General features: G+C 70.3%; 17 protein-coding genes. 12 read left to right on the forward strand and 5 right to left on the reverse strand.

Annotation, left to right across the window (positions count from 1 at the left end; translation table 11 throughout):
- Positions 1-6: 6 nt before the first annotated feature.
- The 3 genes from ACYCO6_RS32885 (at position 7) to ACYCO6_RS32895 (ending at position 3,132) form a co-directional block, all read left to right on the forward strand.
- Positions 7-978: an ABC transporter permease gene (locus ACYCO6_RS32885; protein ID WP_459767290.1), complete on the forward strand. Its 972-nt coding sequence runs from the start codon at positions 7-9 to the stop codon at positions 976-978.
- A 196-nt stretch (positions 979-1,174) separates the two neighbouring features.
- A complete protein-coding gene (locus tag ACYCO6_RS32890; RefSeq protein ID WP_459767292.1) occupies positions 1,175-2,155 on the forward strand; it encodes an ABC transporter ATP-binding protein in 981 nt (326 codons plus the stop codon).
- Positions 2,152-3,132 carry an ABC transporter ATP-binding protein gene (locus ACYCO6_RS32895; RefSeq protein ID WP_459767294.1) on the forward strand — a complete coding sequence of 327 codons (981 nt, stop codon included), beginning with the start codon at positions 2,152-2,154 and terminating at the stop codon, positions 3,130-3,132. Before ACYCO6_RS32890 ends, ACYCO6_RS32895 begins: the two co-directional genes overlap by 4 nt.
- Positions 3,133-3,563: 431 nt before the next feature.
- Here the strand turns inward: ACYCO6_RS32895 and ACYCO6_RS32900 are convergent, their stop codons facing one another.
- Entirely contained in the window at positions 3,564-4,007 is a 444-nt protein-coding gene (locus ACYCO6_RS32900) for an MEKHLA domain-containing protein (protein WP_459767296.1), read from the reverse strand.
- Positions 4,008-4,745: 738 nt separating this feature from the next.
- On the opposite strand from ACYCO6_RS32900, the gene ACYCO6_RS32905 reads away from it, so the two are divergent.
- Entirely contained in the window at positions 4,746-5,447 is a 702-nt protein-coding gene (locus ACYCO6_RS32905) for a nucleotide-binding protein (RefSeq protein ID WP_459767299.1), read from the forward strand.
- A 2-nt stretch (positions 5,448-5,449) separates the two neighbouring features.
- On the opposite strand, the gene ACYCO6_RS32910 is transcribed toward ACYCO6_RS32905, so the two are convergent.
- A complete protein-coding gene (locus ACYCO6_RS32910) occupies positions 5,450-6,835 on the reverse strand; it encodes a M20/M25/M40 family metallo-hydrolase (RefSeq protein ID WP_459767301.1) in 1,386 nt (461 codons plus the stop codon).
- A 243-nt stretch (positions 6,836-7,078) separates the two neighbouring features.
- Here ACYCO6_RS32910 and ACYCO6_RS32915 point away from each other — a divergent pair, with 243 nt between their 5' ends.
- The 5 genes from ACYCO6_RS32915 (at position 7,079) to ACYCO6_RS32935 (ending at position 11,635) form a co-directional block, all read left to right on the forward strand.
- Positions 7,079-7,603 (forward strand): (2Fe-2S)-binding protein, encoded by a 525-nt coding sequence (locus ACYCO6_RS32915; RefSeq protein ID WP_459767305.1) that lies wholly within the window; start codon positions 7,079-7,081, stop codon positions 7,601-7,603.
- A complete protein-coding gene (locus tag ACYCO6_RS32920; protein WP_459767308.1) occupies positions 7,600-8,607 on the forward strand; it encodes an FAD binding domain-containing protein in 1,008 nt (335 codons plus the stop codon). Before ACYCO6_RS32915 ends, ACYCO6_RS32920 begins: the two co-directional genes overlap by 4 nt.
- Positions 8,608-8,615: 8 nt before the next feature.
- Positions 8,616-10,868 (forward strand): xanthine dehydrogenase family protein molybdopterin-binding subunit, encoded by a 2,253-nt coding sequence (locus tag ACYCO6_RS32925; protein WP_459767310.1) that lies wholly within the window; start codon positions 8,616-8,618, stop codon positions 10,866-10,868.
- 104 nt (positions 10,869-10,972) lie between these two features.
- Positions 10,973-11,410: an EamA family transporter gene (locus ACYCO6_RS32930; protein ID WP_459767313.1), complete on the forward strand. Its 438-nt coding sequence runs from the start codon at positions 10,973-10,975 to the stop codon at positions 11,408-11,410.
- A 69-nt stretch (positions 11,411-11,479) separates the two neighbouring features.
- Entirely contained in the window at positions 11,480-11,635 is a 156-nt protein-coding gene (locus tag ACYCO6_RS32935; protein WP_459767315.1) for a hypothetical protein, read from the forward strand.
- A 30-nt stretch (positions 11,636-11,665) separates the two neighbouring features.
- On the opposite strand, the gene ACYCO6_RS32940 is transcribed toward ACYCO6_RS32935, so the two are convergent.
- The 3 genes from ACYCO6_RS32940 to ACYCO6_RS32950 form a co-directional block, all read right to left on the reverse strand.
- Positions 11,666-12,346 carry a glutathione S-transferase family protein gene (locus tag ACYCO6_RS32940; RefSeq protein WP_459767317.1) on the reverse strand — a complete coding sequence of 227 codons (681 nt, stop codon included), beginning with the start codon at positions 12,344-12,346 and terminating at the stop codon, positions 11,666-11,668.
- 73 nt (positions 12,347-12,419) lie between these two features.
- Positions 12,420-13,889 (reverse strand): M48 family metalloprotease, encoded by a 1,470-nt coding sequence (locus ACYCO6_RS32945; RefSeq protein ID WP_459767320.1) that lies wholly within the window; start codon positions 13,887-13,889, stop codon positions 12,420-12,422.
- A gap of 5 nt (positions 13,890-13,894) precedes the next feature.
- Positions 13,895-14,758, reverse strand: a complete 864-nt coding sequence (locus tag ACYCO6_RS32950; protein ID WP_459767322.1) for a thermonuclease family protein — start codon at positions 14,756-14,758, stop codon at positions 13,895-13,897.
- A gap of 576 nt (positions 14,759-15,334) precedes the next feature.
- Between ACYCO6_RS32950 and ACYCO6_RS32955 the strand changes: the two genes are divergently transcribed.
- The 3 genes from ACYCO6_RS32955 (at position 15,335) to trmB (ending at position 17,953) form a co-directional block, all read left to right on the forward strand.
- Positions 15,335-15,742, forward strand: coding sequence for a helix-turn-helix domain-containing protein (locus ACYCO6_RS32955; RefSeq protein ID WP_459773831.1), 408 nt, complete (start codon positions 15,335-15,337; stop codon positions 15,740-15,742).
- 174 nt (positions 15,743-15,916) lie between these two features.
- On the forward strand, positions 15,917-17,095 hold the full coding sequence (metK, locus tag ACYCO6_RS32960) for a methionine adenosyltransferase (RefSeq protein WP_459767325.1): 1,179 nt from the start codon (positions 15,917-15,919) through the stop codon (positions 17,093-17,095).
- A 123-nt stretch (positions 17,096-17,218) separates the two neighbouring features.
- On the forward strand, positions 17,219-17,953 hold the full coding sequence (gene trmB, locus ACYCO6_RS32965; protein WP_459767327.1) for a tRNA (guanine(46)-N(7))-methyltransferase TrmB: 735 nt from the start codon (positions 17,219-17,221) through the stop codon (positions 17,951-17,953).
- Positions 17,954-18,121: the final 168 nt, after the last annotated feature.

Below are 18,121 nucleotides of genomic sequence, written 5' to 3' on the forward strand. Positions count from 1 at the left end.
ACACGCATGAGCGGATACGACCTCGACGCGGGCGACGCCCCGCCGGTCCCCTTGCCGGAGGCGGCGCCGTCTCGGTTCGCGCGCTGGCGGGACTCCGACCTGCTGGCGAACTTCCTGCGCTCGAAGACCGCGGTGGCGGCGCTCATCGCCACGTTGCTGATGGTCGGGCTCGCCTTCGCGGCGCCGTGGATCGCCCCGCAGAATCCCTACGATCCGGCCCAGCTCGACCTGATCAACTCCAACCTGCCACCGATCTGGCAGGCGGATGGGCAGGCGCCCTACTATCTCGGCACCGACGACCAAGGCCGGGACGTGCTCTCGGCGGTGCTCTACGGCCTGCGCCTGTCGCTGATCGTGGGCGTGCTCGGGGTGCTGACCTCCGGCGTGCTGGGGATCGCGCTCGGCCTGATCGCCGGCTACGCGGGGGGCTTCCTCGACACACTGATCATGCGGGTCGCCGACGTGCAGCTCACCTTCCCGGCGATCCTGATCGCCCTGGTGGTGGACGGCGTCGCCAAGGCGAGTTTCGGCAGCGCCCTCGATGTCGGCCCGCTGATCGGGCTGATCGTCGTCTCGATCGGCCTGTCCTTCTGGGTACAGTACGCTCGCACCGTGCGCTCCTCCGTGATGGTCGAGAAGGGCAAGGACTACGTCCAGGCGGCGCGCCTGATCGGCCTGTCGCCCCCGGTGATCATGGTCCGCCACGTGCTGCCGAACGTCACCGGCCCGGTCTTCGTCATCGCGACGATCAACCTCGCGCTCGCCATCATCACCGAGGCGACCCTGTCGTTCCTCGGCACCGGCCTGCCCGAGACCATGCCGTCGCTCGGCACGCTGATCCGCACCGGCAACCGCTTCCTGTTCTCCGGTGAGTGGTGGATCGTCGCCTTCCCGGGAGTCGCGCTGGCCGGCCTCGTCATCGCCATCAACCTCCTGGGGGATTGGCTGCGCGACGCGCTCAATCCGAAGCTGCAATGATGGATTTGGCCTCCCACAATCCCCGGCTGGATCTTATCCACGCCCCCATCCTGAGGTGCCGCGTCAGCGGCTGCGAAGGTGGGCTCCAGGGATGGCGCGGCTGGCTGGAGTGCTCCTTCGAGGCCTCCGCCGCGCTTCGGCACCTCAGGATCAGGGCGCGGGTGGGAGAAAGCTCCGCCGTGGGAGCCCGCACGCCATGACCGAAACCATCCTCTCCGTGCGCGACCTGACGGTCGCCTTCGACACCCGCCGCGGGCCGCTCACCGCCATCGACCGGGTCTCCTTCGACATCGGCCGCGGCGAGATCCTGGGCGTCGTCGGCGAGTCCGGGGCGGGCAAGTCGGTGACCGGCTCGGCCGTGATCGGCCTGATCGACCGCCCCGGCCGGATCGCCGGCGGCGAGATCCGCCTGCGCGGCGAGCGCATCGACAATCTTTCCCCGGAGGCGATGCGGCGGGTGCGGGGCAAGCGCATCGGCATGATCTTCCAGGATCCGCTGACCTCGCTGGACCCGCTGTTCCGGGTGGGCGACCAGATCGTCGAGACCCTGCGCACCCACACCGACCTGTCGGCCAGGGCCGCCCGCAGCCGCGCCATCGATCTCCTCGCCGAGGTCGGCATCCCGGCGCCCGAGCGGCGCATCGACGGCTACCCGCACGAGTTCTCCGGCGGCATGCGCCAGCGGGTGGTGATCGCGCTCGCGCTCGCCGCCGAGCCGGAGCTGATCATCGCCGACGAGCCGACCACGGCGCTCGATGTCTCGGTCCAGGCCCAGATCATCACCCTGCTGAAGCGCCTCTGCCGCGAGCACGGCACCGCCGTGATGCTGGTGACCCATGACATGGGCGTCATCGCCGAGGCCGCCGACCGGGTGGCGGTGATGTATGCCGGGCGGGTTGCCGAGATCGGCCCGGTCGCCTCGGTGATCGCCAAGCCCCACCACCCCTACGCGGTCGGCCTGATGGGGGCGATCCCGACCCTGTCGCAGGAGGCCGACCGGCTCAGCCAGATCCCCGGATCGATGCCGCGGCTCACCGCCATCCCCAAGGGCTGCGCCTTCAACCCGCGCTGCCCGAAGGTCTTCGCCCGCTGCCGGGTCGAGCGGCCGGAGCCGCAGGCGGTGGAGGCGAGCCGGGTGGCCTGTCACCTGTACGATGCAGCGGAGCGCGCAGCGTGAGCGCCTACGTCGAAGTCACCGATCTCCGCCGCCAGTTCGACGTCTCCAAGCCCTGGCTCAACCGGGTGATCGAGCGCGAGCCGCGCCGGCTCCTCACGGCGGTGGACCGGGTCGGCTTCGCGATCCAGAAGGGCGAGACCTTCGCGATCGTGGGTGAATCCGGCTCCGGCAAGTCGACGGTGGCGCGGATGGTGGTCGGCCTGCTGCCGCCCACGGCGGGCGAGGTACGGATCACCGGCGTCTCGATGACCGATCCGCGCCAGGCCGCCGCGCGGCGCCGCCTGCGCGCGCGCATCCAGATGATCTTCCAGGACCCCTACGCGTCCATGAACCCGCGCTGGCGGGTGGGAAAGATCATCGCGGAGCCGATCCGCGCCTTCGACCTGATCCAGGGGGAGGCGGCGATCCGCGCTCGGGTCGGCGAGCTGCTCGGCCTCGTCGGGCTCCACGCCGATGACGCCCGCAAGTACCCGCACGAATTCTCCGGCGGCCAGCGCCAGCGGGTGGCCATCGCCCGGGCGCTCGCGAGCCAGGCCGAGTTCCTGGTGGGCGACGAGCCGACCTCGGCGCTGGACGTGTCGGTGCAGGCCCAGATCCTCAACCTGATGCGCGACCTGCAGGACCGGCTGGGGCTCACCTACCTGTTCATCTCCCACAACCTCGCCGTGGTCCGCCACATGGCGACCCGCGTGGGCGTGATGTATCTCGGTCGGCTCGTGGAGGTCGCGGCCGCCAAGGACCTGTTCGCCGCGCCGCGCCACCCCTACACGCGGATGCTGCTCGACGCGGTGCCCGACCTCGCCCATGTCGGCCGCGCGCGGGTCCCGGTCTCCGGCGAGATCCCGAACCCGATCGACCCGCCGCCCGGCTGCACCTTCAACCCGCGCTGCCCGCTGGCGAACGACCGCTGCCGCGCCGAGGTGCCGGCGCTGCTCGACGGCGTCGCCTGCCACGCCGTGCAGGAGGGGCGGGCCTGAGGAGCTCGGGCCGGCCGGATCCGGGCTGCCGCGCCGGCCGGCCCCGTCAATCGGCCGTGGCAAGCAGGATCTGGCGTGTGGGCCAAGTCCGGCGCTCCGTACCGCCCGCGAAAGCAGGATGCGGAAAGGCGGAACCCGGCGCCACGACCATCACGGCCCGGCTCCAAAGACGGTGGCCATTCGGATCTTCGCTCGCCCTCCAGAACCGGATGATTGGGGCGAGACCGATCAGCATGAGCGGGATCGTCGCCGGGGGACGACGGTCTCGGGGGAGGACGGTCTGCGTCGCCGTGATGCCCGCCATCAGGGGAGCATCCCCGCCGAGCTGCCGCGCCATGATGTGGGTCTAGGGTTCGACACGCCCTATGCGGCGTTCGCGATCGAGACACGGGAGAGGAAGTGGCGGCCGCCCTGCGGGAGCTCCGCTCCCGTCAGGCGTCGCGCCAGTCCGAAAACGTCGCCGCCTGACCCACCGTCACGCCATCGCGGTCGAGTTGCCAGACCACCGCCCGCTCGATCCAGAAGCGACGCCCGTCCTTGGCGATCCGCAGCCCGCGATAACCCCGGCTGAACCCGTCCCGGGCGACCGCGTCGAGGAGCCGCTGCCGCTCGGCGCGCTCGGGCGCCTCGGCCGAGAGGCGCGACGGCAGGCCGACGAGTTCCTCCCGCGTATAGCCGAAACAGGCCTGCGCGGCCTTGTTGGCGTAGACGAAGCGCGGATCCCCGCCACCGTCATGGGCGAGGACCGCGAAGGGGGCCGACCCGTAGAGCCACGCCGCATCCGCGCCGTCCGGCACCAGCGTCTCGCCGAGGCGTCGCGCGTAGCTGCCGGTGAGCACGGCGAAGAAGTCGGGATCGTGCGACAGGTCATGCATGCCGGCCTCCCTGACTGGATCCGCATCGATTCGCGGGCGCGGGATCTCGTAGGGGTGACGGCCGCCGCCGTCCATCTCCGATCGGCGCGGCACCGGCAATGCGGCGCATGCCGAGGACGAGAGTTCCACTCGCTGCAGGCGCCGCGCTCGGCGGGCGAGATGGAGCGCTCCGGCGCGCTGCTGTCCCGGGCGGAAGCCTCCGGGCCTATCGAAGAGGGTGCTGTATTCCTCGGTTTGACTACCACGCTATAACGGCAAACGAGAATTCATGAATCGATCTCGGCGGGCGGAGTTGCAGGTACAGCTTGTTCTTTGATCTGAAAATCGATGCAATAAAGAGAAGGCGTTTGCTATTTGGTCGGACGACTTGACGGGCATGAACGGCGCACGTTAAGAGCCGAAAAATATCAGCGGCATGCCGAATTGATTTAAGGAGCGGCGTGCGCGTCGGATTTGGCTTCATGTCCAGACCATGGAGGATGCAAGTTCGATTTTAACCGGTGGCGAACTTGGCGATTCTCAAGAGCAAGGACGATCGGGCCCTGTGTTCGGGGCTCGATCGTCATGTTACCTGGCCCACGATTGCCGTAACGGAGAGCCCCGACGGGCGATTCACGGGTACGGGCCTGCGGCACCGGGGCCGGCGCGCGGTTCCGTGCGCAGCACGGGAGCAGATGGCCGTTTTCCGGTGCCGCGACGGGCACGGGACCGGGCTCGAGAGCGATGGGTAGGAGGCGCATGGATCCCCAAGGATCCGAACGAGAGCCCGAGGCTCCGGCTCGACAGGAGGCCCGGCCTCTGAGGATCCTCGCGGTCGCGGTTCAGAAGGGCGGCACGGGCAAGACCACGCTGGCGGCCTCCCTGGCCGTCGCCGCGGCGGAAAGCGGTGAGCATGTCACCGCGCTGGACCTCGACCCGCAGGGCTCGCTCGCCGGCTGGGGGACCCTCCGCAAGGATGGCGGCGTGGCGGTCGACCGCATCCAGCCCTGGGAAATCGGTCAGCTTTCGGAGATTCTGGGCATCCTTGCGGAGCAGGGCACGACCCTCGCCGTCCTCGACACCGCCGGCAGCTCGGCCGGGCTCGCGCCCGCCCTGAGAGACGCCGATTTCGTCCTGATGCCGGTGCGGCCCTCCCGGCTCGATATCGTGGCGGCCCGCCCCACGCTCCAGGCGCTGGTCGGCCTCGGGCTGCGGGACCGGCTGGCTCTGGTGCTGAACCAGTGCCCGCCGCCGCCGTCGCCGCGCACCAGCGCCTACGCCGCGCAATTGCGGACACTGGGGGTGCTGGCCGAGCCGGGCATCATCCATCGGGTCGATCATCAGGACGCCCTGGCGACGGGCCTCGGCGTCACCGAATACGCCCCCGGCAGCCAGGCCGCGGAGGAGATCCGGGCCCTCTGGGCCTGGATCGACGGGAAGATGCAGGCGGCGGCCGGCTGAGATCAGCCCTGCCCGAGGGCCGCCAGGATCCGCGCCCAGGAGCGCGTGCCCTTGTGGAAGCTCGTCAGGTCGTACTTCTCGTTGGGCGAGTGGATGCGGTCGTCGTCGAGCCCGAAACCGATCAGCAGGGTGTCGCGCCCGAGGATCCGCTTGAAGTCGCCGACGATCGGGATCGAGCCGCCCGCGCCCACGGTCACCGCCGGCACGCCCCACTCGTCCTGCAGCGCCGCCTTGGCGGCTTCGAGCTGTGGCATATCGAAGGGCAGGCTGATCGCCCGCGAGCCCTTGTAGGTGATGACCTCGACCTTGCAGTCGGACGGAACCCGCGCGCGCACGAAGGCCTCGAACGCTTCGGCCAGCCGCTTCGGATCCTGGTCGTCCACGAGGCGGAACGAGACCTTGGCCGAGGCGGTGGAGGCGATCACCGTCTTGGTGCCCTCGCCGGTATAACCGCCAATGATGCCGTTGGCGTCGCAGGAGGGGCGGGACTGCACCAGCTCGATCGGCATGCGCCCGCGTTCGCCGGCGGGCTCCTTGAGGCCGATCGGCCCCAGCAGCGTCTCGGGCGTCAGGCCGAGGCCGCGCCACTGCTCCAGCACTTCCGGCGGGCGCTCGTGCACGCCCTCGTAGAAGCCCGGGATCGTCACCCGCCCGTCCGCGTCGTGCAGATCGGCGATGATCTTGGCGAGCACATGGATCGGGTTGCGCGCCGCGCCGCCGAAGAAGCCGGAATGCAGGTCGCGGTCGGCGCAGGTGACCTTCACCTCGAAATAGGCGAGCCCGCGCAGCGACGAGGTGATGGCCGGCGTGTTCCGGTCCCACATGCCGGTATCGCAGACCAGCACAACGTCGCAGCCGAGGCGGTCGCGGTTCGCCGCGACCCATTCCGGCAGCCCCTGCGAGCCGCTCTCCTCGGCGCCCTCCACCAGGATCGTGACGCCGCAGGGCAGCTCGCCACTCATGGCGATGTGGGCCCGGCAGGCCTCCACGAAGGTCATCACCTGACCCTTGTCGTCGGAGGCGCCGCGCCCGACGATCTTCTTGCCGCCCTGGCCGTCGTTGGCGATGTGCGGCTCGAAGGGCGGCGTCTTCCACAGGTCGAGCGGGTCGACCGGCTGCACGTCGTAATGGCCGTAGAACAGGACGTGCGGCGCTCCCGGCTTCGGCCTGTGGGCCAGCACCACCGGATGGAGCGAGGTCTCCTCCACGGAGGTCTCGAAGCCGAGCGCGGTCAGGTCCTGGGCGAGCCAGGCGGCGGCCTCGCGGCACGGGCCGGCATAGGCCGGATCGGTGGAGATCGACGGGATCCGCAGGAAGGCGAAGAGCCGCTCCAGGGCGTTCTCCAGATCCGTGTCGATGTCGTTGAGGATCGCGTCGAGCGCGGCCATCGGGGGCCTCCGGGGTGCGGCGTGAACTCTGCGGGGACGAGGGTTACCCGAGGCGGAGCGGGCGCGGCAATCTCCGATCTTTGACGCCGGGGCCGCCGGGGAGCTGCGACGCGCATCAAGCGGAACAGGGACAGATTGGAATGGTTATCGACCGAATGGCCGGCCGGCACCCGCGCGCCGTCCCCGTCGCCGCTCTCTCTGCTCCTCGTCCGGCCCCGGCCGGCTCAGACCGTGGACGACACCATGCGCCTCGAGAATCAGCCACCCGTGTCGGCCGACACGCCCATCGGCATCACGCTCACGATCAACGGGCAGCGGCGCGAGCTCCAGGTCGCGCCCTGGACGACGCTCCTCGATCTGCTGCGCGAGCGGCTCGATCTCACCGGCACCAAGAAGGGCTGCGACCACGGCCAGTGCGGGGCCTGCACGGTCCTGGTGAACGGGACCCGGGTGAATTCCTGCCTGACACTCGCGGTGATGAGGGACGGCGCCGAGATCACGACCGTCGAGGGCCTCGCCCGCCTCGGCGACCGGGCGGGCAGCAACGCCCTCCACCCGATCCAGGAGGCGTTCATCGAGCACGACGCCTTCCAGTGCGGCTACTGCACGCCGGGCCAGCTCTGCTCGTCGGTCGGCCTGATGAACGAGGGCCACGCCCACACCCGCGACGAGATCCGCGAGGCGATGAGCGGCAACATCTGCCGCTGCGGCGCCTACACCAACATCGTCGACGCCATCGAGGACGTCATGCAGGGAGGCGCCCGATGAACCGCTTCGACTACGTCCGCGCCGGCACCGTGGCGGAGGCGGTGCAGGCCTTCGGAGCTGGGGCCCGCTTCATCGCCGGCGGCACCAACCTGATCGACCTGATGAAGTACGAGGTCGAGAAGCCGGGCCGGCTGATCGACATCACCCGTCTGCCTCTCGACCGGATCGAGGATCACGGGGGCGGCCTCCGGATCGGCGCACTCGCCACCAACGCCAAGGTCGCGTACGACGACCGGGTCGCGGCGGGCTATCCGCTGCTGCGCAACGCCATCCTGGCCGGCGCCTCGGCGCAACTGCGCAACGCCGCCTCCACGGGCGGCAACCTGCTCCAGCGGACCCGCTGCTACTACTTCTACGACGTAGCCACGCCCTGCAACAAACGCGCGCCCGGCTCCGGCTGTCCGGCGATCGGCGGGATGAACCGCATTCACGCGATCTTCGGGACGAGCGAGCACTGCATCGCCACCCACCCCTCCGACATGTGCATCGCGCTGGCGGCCCTGGAGGCCACCGTGCAGGTGAGCGGGCCGCAGGGTGACCGGTCGATCCCGTTCTCCGAGTTCCACCGCCTGCCGGGCGAATCTCCCGAGAAGGACACGAACCTCGCCCCCGGCGAGATCATCGTCTCGGTGGACCTGCCGGAGAGCCGCTTCCCGCAGCACTACACCTACCTGAAGCTGCGCGACCGCCTGTCCTACGCCTTCGCCCTGGTCTCGGTGGCGGCAGGCCTGGAACTCGACGGCGACACGGTGAAGACCGCCCGGCTGGCGCTCGGCGGCGTCGCCCACAAGCCCTGGCGCAACCGCGAGGCCGAGGCCCTGCTGGAGGGCAAGCCTGCCATCCGGGAGAGCTTCCAGGCGGCGGCCGACCTCATCGTCGCGGAGGCCAAGCCGCAATCGACCAACGGCTTCAAGATCGATCTCGCCCGGCGGGCCATCGTGCGCGGCCTCGAACAGGCCGCCGCCGGCACGCCCCAGTCGCTCAGCGACAAGCGCATCCAGTAGGCCCCGCTATGACCCAGACCTTCAGCTCCACCGGCCGCGACACCTTCGTCGGCAGCCCGCGCAGCCGCATCGACGGGCCCGCCAAGGTCACCGGCCTCGCCAAATACGCCGGCGAGTTCGCCGCCCCGGATCTCGCCTACGGCTATGTCGTGTCGAGCGCCATCGCCAAGGGCCGGATCACCGCCATCGACGCCGCCGAGGCCGAGGCGGTGCCGGGCGTCCTCAAGGTGCTCACCCATGAGAACCGGCCGCGCACCGCGTGGCGGGACAAGAACTTCCAGGACGCGGTGGCGCCCCCCGGCTCGCCGTTCCGCGCCCTCTACGACGACCTCATCGTGTTCAGCGGCCAGCCGGTCGCCCTGGTGGTGGCGGAGGATTTCGAGACGGCGCGCTACGCCGCATCGCTCGTCCGCGTCAGCTACGAGATGCAGGAGCCCGGGACCGACTTGGAGGCCCTGCGCGGCACCGCCTACGAGCCTCCCTACAAGCGCATGGGCATCAAGCCGCCGCCGGAACCGTGGGGCGACGCCGACAAGGCCTTCGGCTGCGCGCCGGTCCGCGTGCAGGGCGCCTACAGCCTCGCCGACGAGCACCACAACCCGATGGAGCCGCACGCCTCCACCGTGGTGGTGGAGCAGGACGGCACCTACACGGTCTACGACAAGATCCAGGGCGTCTCGAACAGCCACCAGTACCTCGCCAACGTGTTCGGCCTGAAGCCCGATCAGGTGCGGGTGCTCAACCCTTATCTCGGCGGCGGCTTCGGCTCGGGCCTGCGCCCGCAGTATCAGCTGTTCCTGGCGATGCTGGCCGCGCAGGAACTGAAGCGCTCGGTGCGGGTGACCCTGACCCGCGACCAGATGTGGAGCTTCACCTACCGGTCCGAGGCCCTGCAGACGATCGCGCTCGGTGCCGAGCCGGACGGAAAGCTGACGGCTTTGCGGCACGACGCCGTTCAGGGCACCTCGCACTTCGAGGATTATCAGGAGGTCGTCGTCAACTGGTCGGGCGTCCTCTACAAGTGTGACAACGTCGCCCTGGGTTACCGGCTGGTGAAGCTCGACACGCCGACGCCGGGCGACATGCGCGCGCCGGGCGCCGTCACCGGCGTCTTCGCCATCGAGACCGCCATGGACGAGCTCGCCTACGCGACCGGGCTCGACCCGATCGACCTGCGGCTCCGGAACTACGCCGAATCCGATGCCACCGCCGAGGGCAAGCCCTTCGGCTCGAAGGAGCTGCGGCGCTGCTTCGAGCTCGGCGCCGAGCGGTTCGGCTGGTCGAAGCGCAATCCCGAGCCGCGCTCCACCCGTGAAGGGCGGGAGCTGGTCGGCTGGGGCGTGGCCACCGGCATCTGGGAATCGATGATGATGCAGTCGAGCGCCATCGCGACCCTGACGCCGGACGGCCGCCTCACGGTGGGCAACTCCACCGGCGACCTCGGAACCGGCACCTACACGATCCTGACGCAGATCGCGGCCGACACCCTCGGCCTGCCGATGGACGCGGTGACGGCCAAGCTCGGCGACACCCGCCTGCCCGAGGCCCCGGTCGCGGGCGGATCCTGGACCGCCGCCTCCTCCGGCACCGCCGTGATGAAGGCCTGCCGCAACGTCGCCGCGCAGGTGTTCAAGCTGGCCCGCGCCATGGAGAACTCGCCGCTGGCCAATGTCGACTTCGAGCGGGCGGTGTTCTCGGACGGTCGCATTTCCGTGGCGGGCGATCCGAGCCGCAGCGTCTCGCTGGTCGAGGTGATGCAGGCCGCGGGCGTCGACAAGGTCGAGGCCATCGAGCAGGCCGGACCCGACCAGGACTTCAACCAAAAATACGAGGCTTACACGCACTCGGCGATATTCGCGGAGGTGAAGGTCGACGAGGAGCTGGGTCAGGTCCGGGTGACCCGTGTCGTCTCGGCCATCGCGGCCGGCAAGGTGCTGAACCCGAAGACCGCACGCAGCCAGATCCTGGGCGGTGTGGTGATGGGGATCGGCTCCGCGCTGGAGGAGGAGTCGATGCTCGACCACCGCATCGGCCGGTTCATGAACCACAATCTCGGCGAGTACCACGTGCCGGTAAACGCCGACATCTACGACATCGACGTGATCTTCGTGGACGAGGAGGACAAGGCGAACCCGCTTGGCGTGAAGGGGCTCGGCGAGATCGGCATCGTCGGTGTCGCGGCGGCGATCACCAATGCCGTCTTCCACGCCACCGGGAAGCGGGTGCGCCATCTGCCGATCACCGTCGACAAACTGCTGTAAGGCACCGCTGTTTCACGGGACACGATTGCGGTCCCGCACCCGGCGACCTGCTACAGGAGAGCCGTCGTGCCCACCGCACGGCGGCTTCTCAGCATGAGATCCGCGTGAGTCATCTGCTGCAATCCTGGCGCTTCTGGGCGCTCGCCGCCGCGGTATTCGCGGCGCTCACCGCGATCCTCGCCAAGGTCGGCGTCTCGGGCGTGCAGTCGGATGCCGCGACCTTCGTGCGCACGGTCGTCATCCTGGCCTTCGCCGGGGCGATCGTCCTCGGTACCGGGCAGGCGAGCAGTCTCGCGCAGATTTCCGGACGCAGCTTCGTCTTCCTGATCCTGTCGGGGCTCGCCACCGGGGCGTCCTGGCTCTGCTACTTCCGGGCGCTGTCCCTGGGGGACGCCGCCCGGGTCGCGCCGATCGACAAGCTGAGCGTCGTGCTGGTGGCGCTCTTCGGCGCGAGCCTGCTCGGCGAGAGCCTGAGCCTCGCCGCCTGGACGGGCGTCGCGCTGATCGCCGCCGGGGCGGCCCTCGTCGCCTCCGGCTGGTGAGTAAGGACGCGCACCGATCCGTTAACCCGGGCGGCGCATCCTGAAGGTCCTTCGCGAAAGGGGACCGCCATGGATTGGGTCTATCGCGGCTTCGAGACCTCGCTGCTCGGTCTCGCCTTGTGTCTCGGCCTCGCAGCCTGCCTGACGCTCGGCACCGCGCGGGCACCGGACGGCACGCTCGCTGTGACCTTGCCGATGCTCACGGTGACCGCCCCCGCACCCTGAGGCGAGGGCGGCCGGATCTCGGGGGCGCCGTCAGGCGGCGCTCTGCGTGGCGCGGAACATGAAGCCGCGGGCCTCGGCATCCATCTCGGCCTTGAAGGCGTGGCGACCCTTCAGGGCCTCGGCGGCCTGGGCGGCGGGGCGCGCGTTGATCGCGTCGAGATGGCGCTTCACGTTCGGCAGATCCGCGAAGGCGGTCTCGCCGAGCACGAACTGCACCATCCGGGCCCAGCCCCACACTGCCATGTCGACGATCGTGTATTCCTCGCCCAGCACGTAGGGACGGCCCGCGAGGCGCTGGTCGAGGATGCCCCAGTGGCGGCGCGCCTCGAACGCGTAGCGCTCGGTGGCGTAGGCGCCCCCATCCTGCGCGAAGTGGCGGAAGTGCACGCACTGGCCGGAGAACGGCCCGAGGCCGGTGGCCACGAACATCAGCCAGGACAGCATCTCGCCCCGCACCGGCTCACCCTCGGGCAGGAACCGGCCGGTCTTGCCCGCGAGGTAGAGCAGGATCGCGTTCGAATCGAACACCGTCACGTCGCCGTCGACGATCGCCGGCACCTTGGCGTTCGGATTGATCGCCGTGTAGGCGGGGTCGAACTGCTCGCCCTTGCGCGGATCCACCGGCACCGGCTCGTAGGGCAGGCCCATCTCCTCCAGGCAGAGGGCGACCTTCATGGGGTTGGGGCTGAGATTGTAGAAGAATCGAATCACGGCTCTCTCCCTGAACGACGGCGGAAGGATCCCCGTGGCCCGGTCCCGCACAAGCCGCGGCCGTGCAGGGCGGCTATTCCGCCACGATCTTGTAGCCGCGGCCCGGGACGAGCTGGGCGCCCCGCTCCAGCCCGTTGAGGACGAGGAACCGGTCGAGCGCCCGATCCGGGACCGCCATGCGGCGGGCAAGCTCCTCGGAGCTGGTCGAGGTCGCCTGGACCACCTGCAGCCGCAGGGGGCGCAGCACCACCTCATCGGGCGACATTGCAACGAGGGTCGCGGTCCAGCGGCGGAAGGCCGGATCGGGATCGGTCGCGCCCTTGGCCGCCATGATCATCCGGTAGGTCGAATCGCCGATTCGGATCGCCGCCAAGCGGAAGGTCCAGTCCTTCCCCCGCGAGAGCGCGAAGGCCGCCGGATGGCCGGACACCTCTCGGGATTCGGAGCCGGCCGGGTCCAGAGCGTCGTTCCAGCTCGCCTTCAGCACCGCGTCGAGGGGCTGGCCCTCCTTGGCCTCGATCTGGTCGAACAGCAGGCGCCGGTTGCCGTCCTGGGTCGTGCCGAGCACGGCCGAGCGGGTGTTCTCCAGGGCGAAGCCGTCGGGCACCTCGAAGGCGATGCCGAGGCCGGGATGGATGAAGCGGCGGCCCCGCACCGCGCCGTCGCGCGGGTTGTCACCGTAGGCAAGCCCGTCCACCGCCGAGAGATAGGTCGCGCGGTCGTCGATACCGATTCCCGGTGCGCCGATGCGGCGCGCCGCCCGGGTGACCTGGGTGATGCGCTCGGCCGTGCCCGGATGGGTCGCCAGCATGTCGGGTGCGGTCGCGCCCCCCGCCTTCAGCGCGGTGGAGCGGTTGAGGGCGGTGAGGAACCGGCCGGCCGCGAACGGGTCGTAGCCGGCCTTGGCGAGAGTGCGCACGCCGGTGGCGTCCGCCTCCAGCTCCTGCTCGCGGGAGAAGCGGGCCAGCGCGAAGCGCGACTGGTGCTGCAGCTGCGCGCCGGTATCGGGATCGTTCAGCACATCCGCCACGACCCGGCTGACCAGCGCCGAGCGCAGCTCCAGCTCGCTCCGGGCCGTGGCGTGGTTGAGGGTCACGTGGGCCATCTCGTGCGCCAGCACGGCGGCCACCTCGGAGGTGTCGCTCGCCAGCGCCACCAGACCGCGGGTGACGTAAAGGCGTCCATTCGGCAGCGCGAAGGCGTTGACCACGGGCGAGTCGAGGAGCGTCACCGCGTAGGCTTGGTCCGGCCGGTCGCTCGCCTTCACGAGACGGTCGGTCACCTCCGTGAGCATCCGAGTCACGGCAGGCGCGCGCGCCTCGCCCCCGAAGGAGGCCACGAGCTTGAGGTGGTCGCCATCGGCCACGCGCTCGCGGCCGGTGGTCCGTGGCGCCTCCGCCGGCACCCGCACGACGGCCGGCCGGACGGTCGCCGCGGTCTGGTCGGCCACGCAGGCGCCAAGCAGGCCGGCCAGGACACAGAGTGCCACCATGCCGCTCAGGAGAGACCCTGCCGACCGAAATTGCCCCGTGATCCCGCCCATCGCGATCAGCGCCGCAGCTCCTGTTCCTTCTCCGGCCCGGCCTCCGGCCGCTCCGACTCGCTGAGGACCTCGATGGCGTCGGCGCCGGCCTCCAGGGTCGGGCCGCGCCAGACCTCCAGGATGCCGCGCACGCGCACGCGCCGGCCGTCGAGCGAGGCCGCACTCAAACCACGTGCGCGCACCATTCGCCAAGTGCGTTTCGATACCGTGACCGTGAGCGCGTCCGCGCCGCGGATCCCGAAATCGAGATAGGTTCGGGCGCCGCGCTCGCCGACATGACGCACGCGGCCCTCCACGACGGCGAAGCGCCCAGCCAACGCCCGGAGGGCCGGCCCGTCGGCGGCCGACGGGAGCGGCGCACCCCACAGGCCGCGCCGGTTCGCGCGCGCGGCCTCCTCGACCATACGCAGGGCCGGGCGGCAGAGCGAATCGGCCTCGGTCGCGTCGGCAAAGGCGAGACCCGCCCCGATCAGGCCCCCCGCGAGATCGTCGCCGCCCCCGGCGGCCTGGATGTCGGCCCGCTCCCGCCCCCAGCGGTCGGGTTGCCCGCGCGGCGTCACCGTGAGGCTGTTGCCGCGCCGCACATCGAGCCAGGCCCGTGCCGCCGCAGCGGCCTCCGGCGCGTCCGGCCACCGCAGGGAATCGAGCACGGTGCGGGCTCCGGACACCAGGCGGATCTCCCCTCGCGGCCCGATCCCCTCCAGGACATCGATTCGCGCCGGTCCCGTCAGGCACTCCGCCGCGCCCGCCCGCGGGGCCGCCCGGACCGGCATGGCATAGCCGCAGGCCGCGAGCACGAGTGCGATCGTCAGGGCTGCCGCGGGACCCACCCGGTGCCGCGCTCCTGCCGGTCCCGCCTTCCTGATCATCGAACGCCCCCGGCGCATCATGCTGCCGGAGCCCGCTCTGTCCATCGGGTGCGGTTGGCCTCGGACGGGGAGAATGCTATGGAGCGCACGGTCGTCTCCGTAGCTCAGCTGGACAGAGCACAGGTTTCCTAAACAGGTTCAATTGGGCGTCGCGCCGGGAAACCGCGCGGCGGATCCGCTCAAAGTCGGGGAAAGCTCCCGGCACCGGCGCCTCGTCGTCCGGAGCCCTGCCGATCCCGAGCCAAGCCTGCGCGACGTGTCCGCGTCCCGCAGGAAGGTGTAGAGACTAGACGGGCGGCACCTAACGGTGGGGCGCGAGCCCCGCCCAAGGTGAAGGGATAGTCCAGGCCACGAACGCGGCCCCTGGGGACGCGGCGGTGAAAGCCGAAGTGGTATGAAACCTGGGGTCGCAGGTTCGAGCCCTGCCGGGGACACCAGCATTCCAACTCCGCGGTCGCCGCCGATCCGGCGGCGCATCAGATCGTTTCCCGCTTCACCCCCGTCCCGGTGACAAGATCCGAGGGCCGCGCTAAGCTTCGCTGCCGGGAATCAGGGCAGGGGGTGAACGAGCTCTTCATGGCGGGTCAGAAAACCGATCAGCGCGACGTCTATGTCGGGCAGCGCATCGCCGAGCAGCGCCGAAAGGCGTCTCTCACGCAACGCCGCGTTGCGCAGAGCTTCGGCATGTCTGCCGCCCAGCTTCAGAAGTACGAGAAGGGCACGAACCGAATCAGCGCCGTTCACCTGGACATCTTTTCCCGGATGACCGGAGTGCCGATGGATTACTTCTTCAAAGGCATGCCGCGCAGCGACGACTTTATCGCTCCGGGCTTCAGCGAGCCGGAGCAGTCCATCCTGGCCGAGGGCGGCCTTAAGGGTCTGGCAGAGGCCGTGGGGCGCCACATCACCGAGAACTTCTCCGAGGAGGCGCGCCGCGACGTGGCCGACGCGATCCGCGCCCTTGAGAGCAAGCTCGGCGGCTGAGAGAGGACGGCGGCTCAGCCGCGGGCGGACCTTTTTTTCATCCATATCGTCCGTTATAGCGGATTCGTTCGGTGATCCGCCTTGACCGTGGTCCGAGCGGGTGCCAGAACCCCGGCCCCATAAGGGTCAAACGCCGCGATCGCGACGGCGTACCTCTTGAATCGAGGCCGTCCGATGCCGCGCTCCAACTACCTCTTCACCAGCGAGTCCGTGTCCGAAGGCCATCCGGACAAGGTCTGCGACCGGATCTCGGACACCGTGGTCGACGCGTACCTGTCGGTGATGCCGGAGGCGCGGCTCGGGGTCGAGACGCTCGCCACCACCAACCGCATCGTCATCGCCGGCGAGGTGCGCGGGCCTGACTCGGTCACCTTCAAGGATCTCGAGGCCCTGACCCGCGAGGCCGTGAAGGACATCGGCTACGAGCAGTCGGGCTTCCACTGGAAGAACAACGACGTCGCCATCCATCTGCATGCGCAGTCGGCCGATATCGCCCAGGGCGTGGACGCGGCCGGCAACAAGGACGAGGGCGCGGGCGACCAGGGGATCATGTTCGGCTACGCCGCCGACGAGACGCCCGAGCTGATGCCGGCGCCGATCTTCTACGCGCACAAGATCCTCAAGGACCTCGCCGATGCCCGCAAGGCCAAGCAGGGCGAGGCTGCCAAGCTCGGCCCGGACGCGAAGAGCCAGGTGACGGTCCGCTACGAGAACGGCCGCCCGGTCGAGGTCACGCAGATCGTGCTCTCGACCCAGCACCTCGACGAGTCCCTCGATTCGGCCGACGTGCGCGCCATCGTCGAGCCCTACATCCGCAGGGCCCTCCCGGAGGGCTGGGTGAACGAGGGCACCGCCTGGCACGTGAACCCGACCGGCAAGTTCGTGATCGGCGGCCCGGACGGCGATGCCGGCCTGACCGGCCGCAAGATCATCGTGGATACCTACGGCGGCGCGGCGCCGCATGGCGGTGGTGCCTTCTCGGGCAAGGATCCGACCAAGGTCGACCGCTCGGCGGCCTATGCGGCCCGCTACCTGGCCAAGAACGTCGTCGCCGCGGGCCTTGCCCGCCGGGCGACGATCCAGCTCGCCTACGCGATCGGCGTGTCGAAGCCCCTCTCGATCTACGTGGACCTGCACGGCACCGGGAACGTGGACGAGGCCAAGCTCGAGGCCGTCCTGATGGATGCCATGGACCTCTCGCCCCGCGGCATCCGCACGGCGCTCGGCCTCAACAAGCCGATCTACGCGCGGACCTCGGCTTACGGCCATTTCGGCCGCGCCCCGGAGGCCGATGGCGGCTTCTCCTGGGAGCGCACCGACCTCGCCGACAAGCTGAAGTCGGCCCTCGCCTGAGGGCGCGTCAGCGCCGCGTCATCCCGGACCCGCGCGGCGGGTCCGGGCCTTCGGAACACAGGTCGTCCACCCGCCCGCTTCATCCCCGAACGGCGGGCCGGTGGCCGACAGCGCACCGTGCTCATGTCTGATACCAGCGGATGCTCCGCTCACCCGGCCGATGAGCCGGAGCGCGCCTTCTTCGGGCGCCGCAAGGGCAAGCGCCTGCGCGGCCAGCAGGAGCGGCGGCTGGCCGAGATGCTGCCCGCCCTGCGGGTCGCCCTGCCGCCGGATGGCCAGCCCCTCGATCCGCGCACGCTCTTCCCGGCCATGCCGGGGCCGCCGGACGCCGTCTGGATGGAGATCGGCTTCGGGGGCGGGGAGCACCTCGCGGCGCAGGCCGCGGCGCATCCCGGTATCGGCTTCATCGGCGCTGAGCCCTTCGTCAACGGCGTGGTGAAGCTGCTCGCCGCGATCGAGGAGCGGGGCCTGCGCAACATCCGCATCCGCGACGAGGACGTGACCGCGCTGCTGGCGCGGCTGCCGGATGCCTGCCTGGACCGCGTCTACCTGCTTTATCCCGATCCCTGGCCCAAGCGGCGCCAGCGGAAGCGCCGTTTCGTGTCGGACGCCTCGCTCGCCGAGATCGGCCGGGTCCTGAAGGATGGCGGCCTGTTCCGGTTCGCCAGCGATATCGACGATTACGCGGGCTGGACGTTGGCGCGGGCTGCCCGCTGCCCGACCTTGGAATGGACGGCCCGGACCGCGCAGGATTGGATCCAGCCCTTCGCGGGTTGGCCCGGCACACGCTACGAGGCCAAGGCGCTGGAAGCGGGCCGGCGGCCGACCTATCTGGAATTCGCACGGCTGCCGCGCTAAGCTCTTGTTTTGAGGCGCTCTCTGGCGTCGGGCCGGCTGTCGTCCCGGCGAGGCGGGCTCCCGGCGCCGAGGAGCGGGTCGCCGCAGCCTTCGGGGAACGCCTTGCAACAGTCACGCTCGGGCGCCATCGTAAACGTCCGTCGCGATTGCCGATCGCGCCGGGGAGGG

This window comes from Methylobacterium sp. CM6257, assembly GCF_054611515.1.

Excerpts from the sequence above, each read along its gene's own strand:
- ACYCO6_RS32945 (WP_459767320.1), bottom strand. The coding sequence starts at position 13,889 with ATGGGCGGGATCACGGGGCAATTTCGGTCGGCAGGGTCTCTCCTGAGC.
- metK (WP_459767325.1), top strand. The coding sequence starts at position 15,917 with ATGCCGCGCTCCAACTACCTCTTCACCAGCGAGTCCGTGTCCGAAGGC.
- ACYCO6_RS32935 (WP_459767315.1), top strand. The coding sequence starts at position 11,480 with ATGGATTGGGTCTATCGCGGCTTCGAGACCTCGCTGCTCGGTCTCGCC.
- trmB (WP_459767327.1), top strand. The coding sequence starts at position 17,219 with ATGTCTGATACCAGCGGATGCTCCGCTCACCCGGCCGATGAGCCGGAG.
- ACYCO6_RS32950 (WP_459767322.1), bottom strand. The coding sequence starts at position 14,758 with ATGATCAGGAAGGCGGGACCGGCAGGAGCGCGGCACCGGGTGGGTCCC.
- ACYCO6_RS32885 (WP_459767290.1), top strand. The coding sequence starts at position 7 with ATGAGCGGATACGACCTCGACGCGGGCGACGCCCCGCCGGTCCCCTTG.
- ACYCO6_RS32955 (WP_459773831.1), top strand. The coding sequence starts at position 15,335 with ATGGCGGGTCAGAAAACCGATCAGCGCGACGTCTATGTCGGGCAGCGC.
- ACYCO6_RS32890 (WP_459767292.1), top strand. The coding sequence starts at position 1,175 with ATGACCGAAACCATCCTCTCCGTGCGCGACCTGACGGTCGCCTTCGAC.
- ACYCO6_RS32925 (WP_459767310.1), top strand. The coding sequence starts at position 8,616 with ATGACCCAGACCTTCAGCTCCACCGGCCGCGACACCTTCGTCGGCAGC.
- ACYCO6_RS32910 (WP_459767301.1), bottom strand. The coding sequence starts at position 6,835 with ATGGCCGCGCTCGACGCGATCCTCAACGACATCGACACGGATCTGGAG.
- ACYCO6_RS32915 (WP_459767305.1), top strand. The coding sequence starts at position 7,079 with ATGCGCCTCGAGAATCAGCCACCCGTGTCGGCCGACACGCCCATCGGC.
- ACYCO6_RS32905 (WP_459767299.1), top strand. The coding sequence starts at position 4,746 with ATGGATCCCCAAGGATCCGAACGAGAGCCCGAGGCTCCGGCTCGACAG.
- ACYCO6_RS32900 (WP_459767296.1), bottom strand. The coding sequence starts at position 4,007 with ATGCATGACCTGTCGCACGATCCCGACTTCTTCGCCGTGCTCACCGGC.
- ACYCO6_RS32920 (WP_459767308.1), top strand. The coding sequence starts at position 7,600 with ATGAACCGCTTCGACTACGTCCGCGCCGGCACCGTGGCGGAGGCGGTG.